We start from the raw sequence: 16,756 nt of genomic DNA, 5'->3' as shown, positions 1-16,756 counted from the left end.
TGTTCACCCAACTCGTTACAAAAAATCCACTACAGAAATATAAGACCGTTAGCTCCGTATCACACTCATAACCAGGCGTCCCATGTGTGACCGTTGGTCAACGGTCACACATGGGGCCAGCCCATTGCTTTTTCTGAAGAGCGAGGCTTACAGTTGGCGTCGTGGTAACTGTTGGGTTGAAGGTCGTTGTGGTTGCGCTGTTGGTTGTGGCTGCCCTTGTGGCGTTGAACGACCAGAAGTGCCAGACATGGCTGATAGCCGGTCGATAATGGGGTCAAGCAGGGTCCCGGAACGACCGGGCCAAAGGGGACGACGACCAGCCGCCAAATCATCCAGCGCCGAAGCGAGAACCTGTGCTTCTTGTCTCGTGCGGTTCAATTCGTGTTCTGACATCCCGTAGCGTTCAAGCCGCTGGAGCATGTTGTTGATAGAGCGCGCAATATCCCATAGCACCGTCCCCCGTGGCACTTGTGCTTTCACCTTGAAGTTGCCGCTCGCAATCTGTGCAAGCGCATCTCTCAATGTTTGCGCATCTTTTTCAAGCTGCTGTTTGCTATTGGCGATTTCATGTTCGAGTGCGGCGATGTCTTCGGCGCGATCCGCACGAGAAATGGCCTGATCGGTGGAAAGCACCGAGAGGTTGCTGAGGAGTGCCAGGCCAATCTAGACGATAATTGGTCGGGCAAAGGCAATAGCAGAGCCATGCCAGAGGGCGACCAGATCATTTAAATCCTTGGCGTGAGGCATGAGATAGAAATCACCAAGGATAAAGGCGATATGTAGCACCGCGAAGAACCAGAGGTAGCGGCGGGAGAGCAAGACCGCAACCGCGACCAATGGGATAGCAAAGAGGTCGAAGGTAAGGAGCCAGCCGGAAGCTAGTGTGCCAGCCGAGAGGAGTGCTCCCTCGATAGCCCCATCCATCGCGAGAACGAGCAGGAGCGCCGCCGTGACCTGTTTCCCATTCCTGTTGAAGATAAGGGCTAATACGACAAGAAACATGAGGCTAGCCGTGGCTATGATCGTGCCGTAGTCAGCCGCCTGTTGTACGAGCAGCAGAGGCGCGATAAAAATAAACGGTGCGATAACGCTCGTCAAGCCAGCACGGCGTAGATATTCCCTTTCGGCTCGGTTATTAGCCTGACCGTAATTCGCAGTGCCGGATGGAGCGGTGAGTCGAAGCCACCAGGAGCCTTGTGGCTTGGTTCGTTCCTGTTCCATCAGTATTTCTCCTTAGCTAATGTGGTGAATGGCTTCAAATGCTCTCTTGTCCTGGCATAACGCCAACATCCGGTTAGCGCGATCACGCCCACCGCTCGCTCGGATAGCGCGCACTGTGGCAGGTAGATTGATAAGCGCCAATGCGTAGCCGGCGCGCTTATCATGGAGATCCTGAGCATGCAAAATCTCAAAAGAAAAGTTGCCACGCTTCATAAGTTGCAAATAGCTGGTATGCGCGAGACCCAGTGCGAGATAGCGCCCGGTCTCCTCTGCTACTTTGTACACTGCTGCATAGGTCAGGTCTCGTGCTATCGCCAGGTCAAACCCTTCTGTTTCAGCGTTGGGGGGCGTTGCAGGAGGTGGAAGACGGGAGCCACGCTTGACACAGAGCCGGGTGATTTCGATGAGGTCCGAGTGATCGCGGCGCGCCAGTTCCCTAGCCACAGTGGCAGGTATCATTCCTGCGTCCTTGAACTCGCTCATTGTCATTGATGCATCCCAGGAATTTAATGCAAACACCCGTACCCCGCCAAGCAAATGCTCTGTCCGATATTTCTTCCCAAAGACCCCAAATACATGAATCGTCGTAGTATCCTCTAGATCATAATGGTCATATTCCCGCTCCTCTGTTGCGGGAATATCCCAGCCAAGGCGTTTAATAAAAGTCTCGTACCGAAGCCGCTGATATGCAACCTGCCGCGCAACAGTATCAAGTTTTTGAACTGTGTACCGCTGTCCCCGCAGGCGATGAATACGGCTAACGCTTTCCCCATGTTGTTCCTTGTTCCCCATGATCTGAGAGGCGATATGTGTACCAATCGCCGTACAATAACATTTCCCCCATTTTACGAAAATATGTCCTGGCAGGCCGAGAGGCAAATATGAGGACATAGCAAAGGATGCCTTGTATACACTATAGAAGTTGTATCATATGCCTGTCAATTGAGAAGTAAAAAATAGGAATAAAATGAATTAACTAACTGGAAAAACATCTATATGTGAGGCTGGAGGGCTAGGGTCATTGTGTTTCGTTATAGGTAGATGTCACGCTATTGCTGGCTAAATTGGGAACGTGTGACCGGAGATCCGCAGTCACAATCACGGCCAGGCGCGCCAGATGTGACACCCAGCTCCCGGTCACATAGGGGAAGTGAAGGCAAGAAAGGCCTCAGAAGAGCTGTTCAAAAAAACGACTGTTTTATAGACGATTCTCACGCCGCCAAAAAGGAGATGGGGGTTATGAAGGAGAAGGACGTAAAAAGCAAAAAAACAGCAGGAAACCCAAACCTGCAATGCCAGTCCAAAAAGCCATTGAGATTTCCATGAAGCAGTTTGCCAAAGAACTTGAGTACCTCAAAGATCGTTAATACTAAGGTAAAGACGAGAAGCCAGCTAACAAGCTGGCTTCTCGTCTTTTTGTTATTTGATACATCTCTTTGTCTCTTAAATCTCAAAGTACCCTGAAAACGTAGCAACAGTGTAGCAACGCGCTATTTTTATCTTTCTTTTCAAGATTTACTGCTTCACTGCTGTAATCAGGGAGGCGCCGGGGGTGAGCAGGCGGTAGCTGCTGACCTGGTGCATACCGGCCTCCTCTAGCCAGGCTTTGACGCTCGCGAAGGGGTAGCAGGTGCCGCCGCAGGTGGTCATGGTCAGGGCCATGAATTGTACCATGAGCGAGGCCAGGCGGGAGCCGTGGGTCTGGTCGGTGACCTGGTCGACGAAGACGAGTATACCACCGGGACGCAGGGTCTGAACGACCTTGCGCAAAATGGCCTGGTTAAGCTCGGGTTGGAGCAGGTGCGCGATATGGAAGTAGAGCGCGACATCAAAGGGGTCTGCGAAGAGCGTTGAGAAATCATCCTTGACGATATCCCCACAGACAAAATTCATTCGCTCCTCCAGGTGCATGTGCTTGGCGGTACGTGCCCCCGCCTCTAGTCCTGGCTCGATATCGAGGATGGTAGCTTGAAGGTCAGGATATTTGCGACAGAAGAGCGCGCTATAGGCGGCGTGTGAGCCTCCCACATCCAGGAGTCGTGTCGAGCCCTGGGGAAGTCGTATATGGCGGATAATCTCGCTGCCAAGGGCCGTGGCAAGCGAGGCCAGGCCCGCGTAGTGGCGCGCCAGCATGGCTTTCATCTCGGGCGAACTGGCGCCTTCCTCGTAGGGCATACGCATGGCCTGGCTATTGGTGCGGATGACTTCGTCGACATGTTCCCAGATATTGACGATATCGGGGCTGTGGACCACGTAGGGGGCGATACTGACGGGCGAGTCACTGGTGAGCCAGCGCTGGCTCATGCGGCTATTAGCGTAGAGGCCACGGCGCTCACGCAGGTAGCCAGCCGAGACCAGGAGATTGAGGAGCAGCTTGAGTCCCTGGGGATGGCAGTGCAGACTCTCGGCCAGCTCTTCGGCGCTCTGTCGTCTCTGGCTCAGGCTATCAAAGAGACCAAGCTCGCAGGCAGTTACCAGCATCTTGGCGATTCCAGGTGCGAGCGGCGTATCAAAAAGCGGCGTGGGCAGGATGTTAAAGCGCGAGAGCAGCGCTTCCAGTGGGGTCAGACGCAACGGCATAAGACAATATCTCCTCACCTGATAGAAGTTTTTAAGCCGGGTATTCGGCCTTGAGTCATGTGAAATTACTTTGATGTCTATTTCAAGCCAGCAGGGCCGCTACAATCCACCCTCCGCCAAGAAGCAGGCAGGTAAGTACGACCAGGTAGAAATAGCCCTTACGGGTAACACGTAGTTTGCCTGGTCCTGAATACAGGCTGAGTGCGAGAATGAGTAGGCCTCCTACCAGCAGGATTGAGAGGAGTAAACCGGGAAGGGCGGGTACCAGGCCTGTATACCAGAGGAGGGCCATTAAACATCCCCCCAGCGCCAGTAGCAGCGGGCAGGTCCAGAACGTCCCGCGTAGCCCCAGGAAGACCGCCAGAGTACGCGCGTGACTGGCGGCATCCTCTTCCAGGTCCGGCAGCGAGTTTGCGAGGTTGAGGACGACGCCCAGCAGAGCTGCGATGGGAACTAGCCAGTAGAGTAGTGGCAGAAAGTGACCCATCGCTACAAAGGCGTAGATGGGAATGAGAGGGATGGCCAGCGCGAAGACGATGCCACTGAAAGGTGTAGACTTTAAGCCCAGGTTATAAGCCTGCCCAAACGCCAGGTAGAGAAGCGAGATCAGGAGCGCTGGCATGTTGATTGGTAGCAGGAGCAGGAGCATCAGCAGCATGAATCCTATACCAAAGGTCAGGGCCTCTCCAGGACGTATAAGGCCCTGCACCAGGGGCTTGTTTTTCTTGCCCGCAGCATCCAGGTGGCGATCACAATAGTCATTGAGGACAGCGATTGAGCACTGCATAGCTGTATGGGCCGCGATCGCTAAGAGAATGAGCAGCCAGTTAAAGTGAGGCCATGCGGCCAGCAGGAGAAAAATGCTCACAGCAATGGCATGAAAGAGAACCGGCAGGGGATGACAGAGCTGGACAAGGCCCCGGGCGATGGCCAGGGGACGGCGCTTTTTTACGATCTCCATGAAAATATCGATATCCTTTCATGCAAATAGGGTGCATCGCGGGCATCGAAGCGTAGGCAGCACATGTTAGCTATGTGTCATAGGAAGAACGTCAGGGAAAGCCGATATTGGTTGATCGGATGGTCTGTGGATAAGAAAGATCGCTTCATGGTTGTGTAGAGGGCGAGATCTCTGGGAGCAGAGTGCCAGGCTCCCAGAGGCATTACCAGACGGGCAGGCGATCCTGAACAGCCTTAAACCAGATGGTGCGTACCTCATTTCCGGCAGCCATAAGTGTAATCCAGACCCCAAGAGCGGTACCGGCAATCCAAAAGATCAGCATCAATGTACTGCTGTTAATGTTCAGTAGCTGATTCCAGGCGTTGACGAAGGCGTAGGAGAGTGCGTCATGCCCATTAGCAAGGGGAAGCATGGCGCGTAGCGACGGCTGCCCTAGGAAGAAGCCAAGCGTGGCGACAGTAGCCAGAAATAGGATGGTCATCAGCTCGGAGAGCGATATGCGCAAAGGGAAAAAGTTTGACTCAGAGTGCCGCAGCTCTTCCTGGCGCGCCTGTTCAACCTGTTGAACTGAACGCGCGACCCGGAGCATAATATTCTGGGTTAAATTGGCGGGCTCGATGATCTGTTGCATTGAGCAGAAAGATTGCTCGACCACCTCGAGATAGCGTAAATATTCGCGGCACGCGGAACAAGATGAGAGATGTATTTCGAGCGGGCGCAACTTTGCCAATGGCAGGCGTTTATCAACGTACAGCTGGATATAAAATGCAGCTTTGGCACAGTGCATATTCAACCTCTCGTTCTCCAATCTTGTTCAAAAGCCTGTATACGTTCTTTCAACAGGTTGCGGGCGCGAAAGAGATGTGTTTTGATTGTACCGATAGGCATACGCAAAATGTCAGCCATCTCTTCATAGGTCATATCTTGCAGGTGACGTAGCACAAGCACGACCCGGTACTTGGCTGGCAAGGTCGCGAGGTGCTCTTGCACGAGACTCTGGCGGGCGGAGGCCTCTAACTGGGAGCCAGTGGCATCCTCTTCACCAGCATGATAGAGCAGATGTTCCTCCTCCATGGCCACCTGGAGCGCCTTGTCCCGCTTGCGCAGCTCAAGCTGCTTTAAGCAACAATTGTACGCGATACGGTAGAGCCATGTTGAAAACCGCGCCTCGCCACGAAAGGAAGGGAGACCCTGCCAGGCGGCGAGAAAGGTTTCCTGCGTAATCTCATTTGCCTCTTCGTATTGTTGTAGCATACGATAGATGAGATTAAAGACCCGGCGTTGATGGCGTTGTACCAGGATGGCGAAGGCATCCTGATCCCCTGCCTGGCTGGCTGTGACCAGGGCAGCATCATCCTGCTCAACCTGTTCTGGATAGGAAGAGGCCAGGTTTGGCAAGGGTATCCCTATGCTTTGTGGCGATTGCAAGAAAATTTCACCCATAACAAAATTATTAGAGAACGAAGGCACCTAGAAAGTTTCAGCAAAATAGACGAAAATAGCAAGCGAAACATCTAGCCTTCTTACGGTATCATATCATAACGAGCAGCTAACATAGGCTCAACTAAGGAGAAAGGCATGTCGGCAAACGTGATTTTAGTACTAGGTGGCTGGTTGATAGCCCTGGCCATTTTCTTTGCCTTCATTGTGCTCATCCGCTATTTGCAGCACAAGGAGCGGATGGCCATGATCTCGCACGGCTTGACCCCTGATAATATGTCGAATAGGCGTCGTAGTCGAGGTATCTTGCGGGCGGGACTCATCACGGCTATGATCGGAGTAACCTTGACCGCGGGTCTCTACCCAATCGGCTTCTTTCTGCCCCAGTTTTATAACGCGCCTCTGCATCTGGGGCCCTGGCTTCTCCCGGGGTTGATTCCATTCGGTGTGGGTCTGGCACTGGTAAGTAGTTACTATCTTGAGCCTGCAAGCGTGAGTACAGGTGAGGAGCGTTCTGAGCAAGAGAAGAACAAGGTCATCCAGCTTAATGCCAAGCATGAACGCGAGTCAGGGGAGAAACGCTAGCCGTTTTCTGAACTGGGTGAAGCTCTGAAAGAAGCAATTTTTCCAACAATTTCTCCAATCTACAAAAATCCGAGAAAAAAACTCTTGACAAGAGTGCGGAGCAGTGATATTATTCCACTTGCGCCGGACGGGATACCGAAAAGCGCACCGGATGCGAAAGCATCGAGCGTACTTTGAACAACTGAAGAGTGGTAAGGAAAACAAACAAGTACAAGTAACCTGTCAATGAGGATAAGCAAGTCATCCAAATGAGAACAGAAAATCTCCAGTGTGAGATTTTTATAAAAGTTTGAATGGCGAGTTTGATCCTGGCTCAGGATAAACGCTGGCGGCGTGCCTAACACATGCAAGTCGAACGCCCTCTCGCAAGAGAGGGAGTGGCGGACGGGTGAGTAACACATGGGTACCTACCCCGAGGTGAGGAATACCGGCGAGAAATCGCCGACAATACCGCATATGTTCCTCCGGGAACAAAGCTCGCAAGGGCGCCTTGGGATGGGCCTGTGGCCGATTAGCTTGTTGGTGAGGTAAGAGCTCACCAAGGCCACGATCGGTAGCTGGTCTGAGAGGATGGTCAGCCACACTGGGATTGAGAACGGCCCAGACTCCTACGGGGGGCAGCAGTGAGGAATTTTCGTCAATGGGGGCAACCCTGAACGAGCAACGCCGCGTGCAGGAGGACGCTTTTCGGAGTGTAAACTGCTTTTCTTGGGGACGAGTAAGGACGGTACCCAAGGAATAAGCCCCGGCTAACTACGTGCCAGCAGCCGCGGTAATACGTAGGGGGCAAGCGTTGTCCGGAGTTATTGGGCGTAAAGCGCACGCAGGCGGTTTCGTACGTCTGGAGTGACAGTTCCCGGCTCAACTGGGAAAGGTCTTCGGAAACGGCGAGACTTGAGGGCTTCAGAGGGACACGGAATTCCGGGTGGAGTGGTGAAATGCGTAGAGATCCGGAGGAACACCAATGGCGAAGGCAGTGTCCTGGGAAGCATCTGACGCTCAGGTGCGAAAGCTAGGGGAGCGAACAGGATTAGATACCCTGGTAGTCCTAGCCGTAAACGATGACCACTAGGTGTGGGAGGTATCGACCCCTTCCGTGCCGTCGCAAACGCAATAAGTGGTCCGCCTGGGGAGTACGGTCGCAAGATTAAAACTCAAAGGAATTGACGGGGACCCGCACAAGCAGCGGAGCGTGTGGTTTAATTCGATGCAACGCGAAGAACCTTACCAAGTCTTGACATGCAGATGCACCAGCGGTAATGCGCTGTTCCTTCGGGACGTTTGCACAGGTGCTGCATGGCTGTCGTCAGCTCGTGTCGTGAGATGTTGGGTTAAGTCCCGCAACGAGCGCAACCCCTACTGCCTATTACAACTTCTAGGCGGAACTGCCCTCACGGGAGGAAGGCGGGGATGACGTCAAGTCAGCACGGCCCTTACGACTTGGGCGACACACACGCTACAATGGCCAGTAACAAAGGGATGCCAACCCGCGAGGGGGAGCCAAGCTCAAAAACCTGGTCTCAGTTCAGATTGCAGGCTGAAACTCGCCTGCATGAAGGTGGAGTTGCTAGTAACCGTAGGTCAGCACACTACGGTGAATACGTTCCCGGGTCTTGTACACACCGCCCGTCACACCACGAAAGTCGGCAACACCTGAAGCCGCCAGGCTAACTCTTCGGAGAGGCAGGCGTCGAGGGTGGGGTTGGTGATTGGGGTGAAGTCGTAACAAGGTAGCTGTACCGGAAGGTGCGGCTGGATCACCTCCTTTCTAGGGAGCTGTGATTGCCCACTGTGGCAATCCATTCCCAGGTCGATCCCCCTGATTTATCAGGAGGAACCTGACGACTACTTATCTTCACCAGGCTACTGACTTGCTTGGCAAGCCTTACCACTCTTGAGTTGTTTGAACAACTTGATGCTTTTGTCCACGGGCTTTTAGCTCAGGTGGTTAGAGCGCAGTCCTGATAAGACTGAGGTCCCTGGTTCGAGTCCAGGAAGGCCCATTTCGCACCGAGATGTATGGGGATGTAGCTTAGCTGGTAGAGCGCTGCCTTTGCACGGCAGAGGTCAGGGGTTCGAGTCCCCTCATCTCCACCAAACCCATTTGTACATGCAGGTGGAGTGGTGGTCATAGCGAAAGGGAAACACCCGTTCCCATCCCGAACACGGTAGTTAAGCCTTTCAGCCCCGACGATACTACGGGGGCAGCCCCGTGGGAAAATAGGACATCGCCTCTCCACCCGCCTGTATGGGTGGGTTTCATGGTTGCGATTACGGGCTTTTAGCTCAGGTGGTTAGAGCGCAGTCCTGATAAGACTGAGGTCCCTGGTTCGAGTCCAGGAAGGCCCATTTTCCTTTAAGGCCCTGGTTTCATACCAGGGCTTTTTTGTTATTTCATGGTATGAATAGAATATGATGAGCGGGCTGGCTCTGCCAGCCCGCTCATCATATTCTATTCATATACTAACTGCGTCGCAGGCGATTATAGGCCAGGCGCAGACCCTCCAGGGGCAAATATTGATTGATGTATTGAATCTCAGGAATAAGAGGCGCCATGAGTTGAGCCAGCCCACCATGTGCGATCACCCTGACCTCGCCCTGGTCGGTGACGCCAGGAATTTCCGCGCAGAGGCGCTTGATCAGTCCCTGCACCAATCCTACATGCCCGTAAATAATGCCTGATTGCATGTTTTCAATGGTGTTCTTGCCCAGGGCGCGTTGAGGTGGCGTCAGGTCAACGCGGAAGAGGCGCGAGGCCGCGCTACTGAGCGCTTCCGCTGAGATCATCAAACCAGGGGCAATAGATCCTCCCAGGAAGTTGCCCTCCTGCGAGATGACATCAAAGGTGGTCGCGGTGCTAAAGGCAATGACCAGGGCGGGTCCTCCATACAACTGATGCGCGGCGAGGGTTGTCATGATACGATCTGAGCCAATCTCCCAGGGATTGTCGATATGGAAGGCAATGCCCAGGTCTAACTGGTGTGAGATGACGAAGGCTTCCTTATGGCAGTAGCGCAGTGCCAGCTCTTGAAAGACAGGTGTCAATGGAGGGACTACGCTTGAGAAAATAAGATCGTGAATATCACTGAAGCGGTGCCCAGCATGTTGCAGCAGGTCGTTCAACACCATGGCATATTCGTCGGTGGTACGCTGGCGTGACGTTGAAACAACCCAGTGATGCTTCATCGTATCATTAAGATACAGGCCAAATTTGATATTGGTATTGCTGATATCAATTGCTAGTAACATGGAGAATCCGCTTTCTACCCGTGTTATTCGCTTTGGGAAATCGAGGAGGCCTGGTGCTGAGCTACGTTGGTATGTCTGCGCCCGGCGTACTCTTTCAGTATCTCACCAATCTCCTCCGGGTTACCATACGCCTCATCACGTACGACGATGACCTGCTTGTCATTCTCTGTGTTGAGGAAGGCAAGCGATACCGGTGTGCGCGTGCGCTTGTTCTGCCACTGGCGACCGCTCCTGGTGGCGCCGCGTCCCACGAAGAAGCCAGCGATATTTTCACCCATTGTGGGCAGCGTGCGCACCGTTACCTGCTCATCCTCGCTAATCGTACGACTGGCACTGCGCACGCCACGCGCGGTGATATGCTCAATGTTTTCCATCGGGACCTGGACGACTTTGTTACCCTCTTGCTTGACAAAATTTTCTGGGGTGAAGACAAAGATATGTTTGTCAGATGTAAGAAGACGCTTGATGTCGACCACCAGTGTCCAGAGGCTGCCCAGCCCGATAAAGAGAAACATTCCGAGCATAAGCAGAGTAAAGATAATCAGGATCGGACCGTGCTGAAAGTTATCGGGAATGACGATGGGTAGCACGAGCGCGAATAGCCCCAGCCCTATAATAGTGCCAAAGGCCCAACCCGCAATACCCCACTGGAGCTTTTTACGAAGAATTGGAAAAACTGTCCAGTTGCTTGGATAGGCACCGGACCTGGCCTGCGCAAGGATTTCTGCTGCTTGCATGGCGTACTCCTTTAGTTTCGCTGTAAGGCTAGTTCTTATATTCGACACATTATATCAGAACGTGAGATGTCATGCACAAGAAGATTCGCACCTGGGGTGGGCAGAGAGGCACGGGCGAATGCCCGTGCCTCTCTGCCCACCCCAGACACTGATAATAGTAAATATGGTAAAATGAGAAGTGCGAATAAGCTACCCGTGGATGTTTGCGGTTGAAGGCGAGATGGAGAGCAATGGATCGCGAGATAGAGAGCTACTGGTTTACCTTTGCCGAAAGGGCGGCGCAACTGGCGCTTCACTCCTTTCGGAGAGAATATCCCTCCTGGACAGAGGACGAGACCCCTCTAGACGAGCTTGTACGCTGGCTTGAGCTGAATGTGGAGACATTTCACCCCGTAGATTACCCGGATGGCACCTTTGGTTTTATGGACCCCGACGAGGAGGAAAACCTGATCTGGTTGTGCCGGGATATGCATGAGACGCTGCGTCGCTTTACATTGGCTCATGAACTGGGGCATGCCATCCTGCATTGCCAGGGGACTACGCGTATTCAGCAACTGGTCCAGGAGATCGAGCAAGCGCTACAAGAGAGCCAGGTGCCAGAGACCGAGCGCTATCAACAGACCCTGCTGTCTATTCCTACACCCACTTTATCACTGCCAACACGTGCAGATCCTTGCCAGGAACAGGACATGAACCTGCACCTGCTGGACCAGGATCACCTCCAGGAGACGCTGGGCCTCGGACTCACCTATGATCCCCGCAGCCAGCGGGAGTTGGCCGCGAATATCTTTGCTGCCGAACTGCTGATGCCACGCGAGCGCGTACGTAGACTCTACCTGGAGGAACAGGTCGCGCCAGCCTCTCTGGCGGCCCGCTTCGGTGTCTCACAGGCCGCGATGCTCAATCGCCTGTCCGGATTTCTACAAGACGCCCTACTCAGTAAGCCTCTCCCACAACAGGCCCCAAAGCCAGCGGCGCAGCCTGTCAGCACCACTAAGAAGCGCCATGATACCTACCAGCAAGCGGCCATTGAGGCGCCAACGCCAGCTTTGATTGTCGCAGGGCCTGGAAGTGGAAAGACCAGTACGTTAATTGGGCGCATCGAATATATGGTGCACACTCTCCAGGTGCCGCCGGCGCAGATTCTGGCCCTGACCTTCTCGCGCAAGGCCGCCCAGGAGATGGAGGAACGTTTAGCTCAGGTCTTGACCCGGCAGTTACCAAAGGTCAGCACCTTTCACGCCTTCTGCGCCGACCTCTTGCGCCGCTATGGCGAACTCGTTGGTCTGCGCCCGGGCTTTACTCTGTTAGATGAGGCCGAGGGCTACTTCCTCCTGCGCCAGTTGTCGCACTCCATGCGCTTAAAACACTATGTCAAATTGAGTGCACCTACCTTTTATTTCCCCGATATGCTCAAAGCCATTTCCAGGGCGAAAGACGAACTGATAACGCCCGAGGAGTATACGCGCCTGGCGCAAGCTATGTTTGAGCTGGCACAGGGACAGGATGATACCGAGGTCCTTGAGCGCGCAGAGAAGGCCCTGGAGATTGCCCAGGTCTATACGCTTTACGAGCAGGCTCTGGGGCGGCGTGGCGACTGCGATTTTGGTGGCCTCTTGCTGCTGACGGTACGCCTGCTTCGTGAGCATCCAGAGGTGCTGGCGGAACAGCAGCAGGTGTATCAGTTTGTCCTAGTCGATGAGTTTCAGGATATGAATAGAGCCAGTGGCGTCCTCTTACGTGTGCTGGCAGGCGAGGCCGGTCGCGTCTGGGTTGTGGGAGACGCGAATCAGGCCATCTATGGTTTTCGGGGCGCCTCACCCGCGAATATCAGCCAGTTCGCCCAGGACTTCCCCGGTGCGGTGATCCTACCACTCAGCCGTAACTATCGCTCGCGCCCGGATCTCGTCTCTCTGGCGGAGGCTTTTCGCTGTACCTACCTGGATAAGGGCCAGGAGCCAGGCAAAAATCAGCCGGTGCGTGTGGCAGAGACCGGGCCATATGTTACACTCGCCCAGGCGAGCAATGAGGCCAGCGAGGTCGCGGGCATCATCGCGGATATTCAGCATAAGCGCCGCCAGGGGTATAACTATAAAGACATGATGGTGCTCTGCCGGACGCGAAGCCAGGCCCAGAAGATCACGCGTGCCCTACTGGAGGCGGACTTGCCCACTCACGAGCGCGCCGGCACGTTGGAACAGGAGCATGTAAAGGACGTGCTGGGGATGCTGCTGTTATTGAGCAATGAGAGCGGCATGGGGCTGTTGCGCGTGGCGCGCCTGCCCGATTATCGCCTCAGTCAGGAGGATATAGAGGCCCTCTTGCTATCCGCCCACGAGCGCCGGGTCAGTCCACGCGGCCTGCTGCTCACCGAAGAGTTTCCCCTTGATATCAGTTCTGAAGGAAGGAATACGCTGCAGCGCCTGGTCAGCAGTATGCGTGCCTTGCAGCAGTGTAATGATACCTGGACCTGTATGAGCCAGTATCTTCTCCAGGAGACCAGTCTGGTGCGTGATCTCCTGCGCCACCCGGAGGACGAGGTCGCGAAAGGCCTGCTGCTGGATTATGATCGCTTGCTCCAACTAGCGCGGCATTATGACCAACAGTTGGAGGCACGGCGCCGGGTCCTGGCCCAGGAGGCTGTATCCCTGGAAGAGCTCTCTATGGAGGCGCGCCTGAAGGGCTTTTTGGAGTATCTTAGTATGCTAGTGGTGCTGCGCCAGGATGGGGCGACGCGTGAAAGTGGTGAGGGCGAGGACGAAGAAGAGGCGAATATCATCCAGGTCATGACGGTCCATGCCAGCAAGGGACTGGAGTTTCCTGTGGTGTATATGCCGGGCCTGGTGCAGAACAGATTCCCCCTGACCTATCGCTCAAGCGCTGTCAACGCGCCTGATGGAATGCTGCTAGCGAAGAACACCGGGCGTGCCGCTCATGATGGCGGTGAAGCCTGCCTCTTTTATGTAGGAGCAACACGTGCGCGCGATCACCTGGTGCTGAGCTATAGCGAGCGTTACGGCAAGAAGTCGTATAAGCGTTCCCTCTTTCTTGATCCCCTGGAGGCCGCGATGCCTCAGGAACGCCTGGCGCAGCTCGCCTGGGAGGCCCATGGCGAGATTGAGGAGCGTGTAGAGGAATCCCTCAAGCCGATCTCGATACAGCCTGGTGAGCGCTTTCTGGACCGGATGCGCCCCACTGACCTCAGCTCGTCTTTGGTAGAGGTGTATCGCCGCTGCCCCCGTCAATATGCCTACAGCACGATCTATCATTTCGATGGTGATGCCGATGCTTACCGCCTCTTCCGCCAGGCAACCCAGCAAACAGTTGAAGTGCTGCATAAACAACTGGCGAGTATGGCTGATAGTAGTCAGGGGACCTTGCCTACGTTTGAGGAATTGGAAGCGCTTTACAAGCGGCACTGGCGTGAACTAGGAGGAGAAGATATGCCCTTCGCGCCTATGTATGAAGCACATGGTATTGAGGTCGTAGAGGGAATGCGCCAGAAGCTGGTAACGCAGAGCGAGACCCAATGGTCCATGCGCGAGAGCCTGCATGTGGACCTCGCCGGTCGCTCCGTACGCGTGACCGTGGATCGTATCGAGAGCTCTTCGCAGCCACAGGAGGAGGGGCCATTGCGCTTTGTTCGCACGCGCTATGGCAAGAGCAAGGAGAAGCCGAAGGCAGACACACGTGAACTCTTCTATACGCTGGCATCGCGCCAGCACCATCCTGGGCGCTCGGTCGAGCTCCACAGCCATAATATGAGCACTGGCGAGACCATACCTATGAAGTTGACCGAGAAGAAGGAGCAGAGCCTCTACGGCGAACTGGAGCAATGTATCGAGGGCATTGAACGCGACGAGTATCCCGCGCGCCCCGCCGAACCCTCCCGCTGCCCCACCTGCCCATTCTTCTTTATCTGCCCAGCTTAGAGACACTTGGTAACAGATGGAGTGCGTGCTGGCGACCAGCGGTCGCCAGCACGCACTCCATCTGTTACCAAAGCCAGGTGTCACGCAAATACACTACGCATGGTGTTACTTATAGCGATGCGCCAGTCACGAATAATGGGGTAGAATGTAGAGAAACACACCTTGTGTGCAGGCTATTTTAGAGTGTGTCACAGGAGAAAGGCGGAATTGTATGAACGATCAAGGTATTCTCAGACATATAGAAGAACTGGTCAACGAAGAGCATGAGCTGATGCAGAAGAAGGAGAATGGGGAGTTACAGGACGATCAGCATGAGCGTATTCACCAGCTAGAAGTCCAGCTAGACCAGTGCTGGGACCTCTTGCGTCAGCGCCGCGCGCGGCGCAACGCGGGGCAAGATCCCGATGCAGCCCAGGTGCGTGACCCCAACATCGTTGAGCATTACAAACAATAAGAGAATGTGGGATGGGCGCCGCAATCGCGACGCCCATCCCACATTCTCTTATTGTTTTATGCTGCTTGTTTAGTCGCGGGGGGCTTTCTCTGCGAACTCAGGAGGTAGATCGCTATAGACGCCACGATACTGCGCGGGCAGCATCGACGCGATACTATACATGATCGTATTCGTGGTCTCCTGAATATCTTCGTTGGTAACCTTTTTCCCATTCTTCGGCGTAAAGACGATTGGCTTACCGTAGGTAATCGTCACCTTCGCGCCAAACTTCTTCAGGACGTTTTCGCTGCCGTGAATGGCGACGGGAAGCACGGGGACGCCAGAGCGCAGCGCGATGTAGCTCATACCATTATTGCCCTTGGCGAGGGTATGGGAGCGGCTACGTGTGCCTTCAGCGAAGATAACAAAGATTTTACCCTTCTTGAGTTGCTCATCGGCCGCGCGGAGCGCTCGACGGTCAGCCTCACCTCGCTTGACGGGGAAGGCTCCCAGGAAGCGCACCAGCCAGCCAACCTTGCTATGGAAAAGCTCTTCTTTCGCCATATAGACGACTTTCCCTGGAATGAAGAGGGGGACCAGGGGAACGTCGGTCCAGGAGAGGTGATTGCTGGCAATAATAAAGGGACCCTCTTTAGGAATGTTGTAGCGACTGCGTAGCTTGATACGCGAGACAAGCGAGAGCAAAATGATCGCCACTGTGCGGATGGCGTTATAGAGCACTGTTGGGGTCACATATGGATCATAGAGATTCTTCTCAGGTTTCGTCTTGGGCGCGGGGGCCTGGACGACGGTCTTCTGGGGTGCCTCCTGGCCGTCACTGCCGTTTGTGCCAGTGGGCGGAGGCGTCTGGGGGGCTGGCTGAGCCTGCTGCTCCTGGTTCATCTGTTTCCCTCCACATAGTGACAGATTTTATCTAGCACCTGCTCGATGCCGAGGTTATCTGTCTCGATGATAATAGCGTCCTGCGCTGGTTGCATATTTTTGCGATCCGTGTTATCGCGGCGCTCAACGTCGCTCATGACCTCTTCCAGGCTAGGGAGCGCGGGATTATGCTCTCCCATGCGCTCGACCATCTCTGTATGGCGGCGGCGCGCGCGCTCGCGCAAGCTGGCGGTCAGATAGATCTTAAGATCCGCGTCGGGCATGACCACCGAGCCAATGTCGCGTCCAACCATGACGATATGCCCTTGCAAGCCAATGGTTCGCTGCTGGGCGATCAAAATAGAGCGCACCTGGGGATGTGCCGAGATGGGCGAGACGGCGCGTCCAACCTGCGTGCTGCGAATATCCCAGGTAATATCATGACCCTGAATGATGACAGTATATTGACGCCCATCGGCGATCTCGGGCTTGCTAATAAGAATGGTATTCTGCTCAGCTAACTTGCCAAGCGTGGGACCATCGTTCAGATCTATTCCCTTTTGTAAGGCAAGCCAGGCAATGGCGCGATACATCGCTCCTGTATCGCAGTATAGATAGCCCAGCCGCCTGGCCAAGTGTTCTCCTATGGTACTTTTTCCTGCGCCAGCTGGTCCATCAATGGCGATACATCCCGGCTCTCGCATGAGTCCTCCACTTTGTGTTTATATCAAGGGGA

General features: G+C 54.4%; 14 protein-coding genes, 3 tRNA genes and 2 rRNA genes. 8 read left to right on the top strand and 11 right to left on the bottom strand.

The annotated features are described in order from the left end of the window. Nucleotides 1-147 precede the first annotated feature (147 nt). From KRAC_RS25610 to KRAC_RS25575, 7 genes are all read right to left on the bottom strand, one after another. Nucleotides 148-633: a HAMP domain-containing protein gene (locus KRAC_RS25610; RefSeq protein ID WP_007912187.1), complete on the bottom strand. Its 486-nt coding sequence runs from the start codon at nt 631-633 to the stop codon at nt 148-150. A 30-nt stretch (nt 634-663) separates the two neighbouring features. Then, nucleotides 664-1,221: a hypothetical protein gene (locus KRAC_RS25605; RefSeq protein WP_007912185.1), complete on the bottom strand. Its 558-nt coding sequence runs from the start codon at nt 1,219-1,221 to the stop codon at nt 664-666. Nucleotides 1,222-1,233: 12 nt separating this feature from the next. Further along, nucleotides 1,234-2,112, bottom strand: a complete 879-nt coding sequence (locus KRAC_RS25600) for an acyl-homoserine-lactone synthase (RefSeq protein WP_007912183.1) — start codon at nt 2,110-2,112, stop codon at nt 1,234-1,236. Between the two features lie 624 nt (nt 2,113-2,736). Then, nucleotides 2,737-3,801, bottom strand: coding sequence for a class I SAM-dependent methyltransferase (locus tag KRAC_RS25590; RefSeq protein WP_007912181.1), 1,065 nt, complete (start codon nt 3,799-3,801; stop codon nt 2,737-2,739). Between the two features lie 82 nt (nt 3,802-3,883). Next, complete coding sequence (locus KRAC_RS62475; protein ID WP_007912180.1) at nt 3,884-4,762, bottom strand: UbiA family prenyltransferase; 879 nt, start codon at nt 4,760-4,762, stop codon at nt 3,884-3,886. A 202-nt stretch (nt 4,763-4,964) separates the two neighbouring features. Next, nucleotides 4,965-5,549, bottom strand: a complete 585-nt coding sequence (locus tag KRAC_RS25580) for an anti-sigma factor family protein (protein WP_007912178.1) — start codon at nt 5,547-5,549, stop codon at nt 4,965-4,967. Nucleotides 5,550-5,551: 2 nt separating this feature from the next. Next, the gene (locus KRAC_RS25575; protein ID WP_157507051.1) at nt 5,552-6,190 is read right to left on the bottom strand and encodes an RNA polymerase sigma factor; all 639 of its coding nucleotides are present in this window, start codon (nt 6,188-6,190) and stop codon (nt 5,552-5,554) included. Nucleotides 6,191-6,340: 150 nt separating this feature from the next. On the opposite strand from KRAC_RS25575, the gene KRAC_RS25570 reads away from it, so the two are divergent. The 6 genes from KRAC_RS25570 (at nt 6,341) to KRAC_RS25545 (ending at nt 9,136) form a co-directional block, all read left to right on the top strand. Then, nucleotides 6,341-6,787, top strand: a complete 447-nt coding sequence (locus tag KRAC_RS25570; RefSeq protein WP_007912174.1) for a DUF6249 domain-containing protein — start codon at nt 6,341-6,343, stop codon at nt 6,785-6,787. Nucleotides 6,788-7,077: 290 nt separating this feature from the next. Beyond that, nucleotides 7,078-8,555: ribosomal RNA gene (locus KRAC_RS25565) — 16S ribosomal RNA — on the top strand. 161 nt (nt 8,556-8,716) lie between these two features. After that, nucleotides 8,717-8,790 (top strand) — tRNA-Ile (locus KRAC_RS25560). Between the two features lie 18 nt (nt 8,791-8,808). Next, a tRNA-Ala gene (locus KRAC_RS25555) sits at nt 8,809-8,884 on the top strand. Nucleotides 8,885-8,907: 23 nt separating this feature from the next. Beyond that, nucleotides 8,908-9,024: ribosomal RNA gene (gene rrf, locus KRAC_RS25550) — 5S ribosomal RNA — on the top strand. 38 nt (nt 9,025-9,062) lie between these two features. Continuing rightward, nucleotides 9,063-9,136, top strand: a tRNA-Ile gene (locus KRAC_RS25545). A gap of 114 nt (nt 9,137-9,250) precedes the next feature. On the opposite strand, the gene KRAC_RS25540 is transcribed toward KRAC_RS25545, so the two are convergent. Further along, nucleotides 9,251-10,036 (bottom strand): type III pantothenate kinase, encoded by a 786-nt coding sequence (locus tag KRAC_RS25540; RefSeq protein ID WP_007912172.1) that lies wholly within the window; start codon nt 10,034-10,036, stop codon nt 9,251-9,253. A gap of 23 nt (nt 10,037-10,059) precedes the next feature. Beyond that, the gene (locus KRAC_RS25535; protein WP_007912168.1) at nt 10,060-10,773 is read right to left on the bottom strand and encodes a hypothetical protein; all 714 of its coding nucleotides are present in this window, start codon (nt 10,771-10,773) and stop codon (nt 10,060-10,062) included. Nucleotides 10,774-11,003: 230 nt separating this feature from the next. On the opposite strand from KRAC_RS25535, the gene KRAC_RS25530 reads away from it, so the two are divergent. Next, on the top strand, nt 11,004-14,705 hold the full coding sequence (locus KRAC_RS25530; protein WP_007912166.1) for a UvrD-helicase domain-containing protein: 3,702 nt from the start codon (nt 11,004-11,006) through the stop codon (nt 14,703-14,705). Between the two features lie 211 nt (nt 14,706-14,916). Continuing rightward, complete coding sequence (locus KRAC_RS25525) at nt 14,917-15,159, top strand: DUF2630 family protein (protein ID WP_007912165.1); 243 nt, start codon at nt 14,917-14,919, stop codon at nt 15,157-15,159. A 69-nt stretch (nt 15,160-15,228) separates the two neighbouring features. Here KRAC_RS25525 and KRAC_RS25520 read toward each other — a convergent pair whose 3' ends face one another. Together KRAC_RS25520 and cmk are read right to left on the bottom strand one after the other, a co-directional pair. After that, nucleotides 15,229-16,041, bottom strand: a complete 813-nt coding sequence (locus KRAC_RS25520) for a lysophospholipid acyltransferase family protein (RefSeq protein WP_007912154.1) — start codon at nt 16,039-16,041, stop codon at nt 15,229-15,231. Continuing rightward, nucleotides 16,038-16,724, bottom strand: a complete 687-nt coding sequence (cmk, locus tag KRAC_RS25515; protein ID WP_007912153.1) for a (d)CMP kinase — start codon at nt 16,722-16,724, stop codon at nt 16,038-16,040. The genes KRAC_RS25520 and cmk overlap by 4 nt, the downstream gene beginning before the upstream one ends. Nucleotides 16,725-16,756 lie beyond the last annotated feature (32 nt).

Origin of the sequence: Ktedonobacter racemifer DSM 44963 (genome assembly GCF_000178855.1) — a bacterium.
Taxonomy (GTDB): domain Bacteria; phylum Chloroflexota; class Ktedonobacteria; order Ktedonobacterales; family Ktedonobacteraceae; genus Ktedonobacter; species Ktedonobacter racemifer.
This window is presented reverse-complemented; position numbering and strand designations above follow the sequence as displayed.

Excerpts from the sequence above, each read along its gene's own strand:
- KRAC_RS25535 (WP_007912168.1), bottom strand. The coding sequence starts at position 10,773 with ATGCAAGCAGCAGAAATCCTTGCGCAGGCCAGGTCCGGTGCCTATCCA.
- KRAC_RS25600 (WP_007912183.1), bottom strand. The coding sequence starts at position 2,112 with ATGTCCTCATATTTGCCTCTCGGCCTGCCAGGACATATTTTCGTAAAA.
- KRAC_RS62475 (WP_007912180.1), bottom strand. The coding sequence starts at position 4,762 with ATGGAGATCGTAAAAAAGCGCCGTCCCCTGGCCATCGCCCGGGGCCTT.
- KRAC_RS25590 (WP_007912181.1), bottom strand. The coding sequence starts at position 3,801 with ATGCCGTTGCGTCTGACCCCACTGGAAGCGCTGCTCTCGCGCTTTAAC.
- KRAC_RS25525 (WP_007912165.1), top strand. The coding sequence starts at position 14,917 with ATGAACGATCAAGGTATTCTCAGACATATAGAAGAACTGGTCAACGAA.
- KRAC_RS25605 (WP_007912185.1), bottom strand. The coding sequence starts at position 1,221 with ATGGAACAGGAACGAACCAAGCCACAAGGCTCCTGGTGGCTTCGACTC.
- cmk (WP_007912153.1), bottom strand. The coding sequence starts at position 16,724 with ATGCGAGAGCCGGGATGTATCGCCATTGATGGACCAGCTGGCGCAGGA.
- KRAC_RS25530 (WP_007912166.1), top strand. The coding sequence starts at position 11,004 with ATGGATCGCGAGATAGAGAGCTACTGGTTTACCTTTGCCGAAAGGGCG.
- KRAC_RS25580 (WP_007912178.1), bottom strand. The coding sequence starts at position 5,549 with ATGCACTGTGCCAAAGCTGCATTTTATATCCAGCTGTACGTTGATAAA.
- KRAC_RS25540 (WP_007912172.1), bottom strand. The coding sequence starts at position 10,036 with ATGTTACTAGCAATTGATATCAGCAATACCAATATCAAATTTGGCCTG.
- KRAC_RS25570 (WP_007912174.1), top strand. The coding sequence starts at position 6,341 with ATGTCGGCAAACGTGATTTTAGTACTAGGTGGCTGGTTGATAGCCCTG.
- KRAC_RS25520 (WP_007912154.1), bottom strand. The coding sequence starts at position 16,041 with ATGAACCAGGAGCAGCAGGCTCAGCCAGCCCCCCAGACGCCTCCGCCC.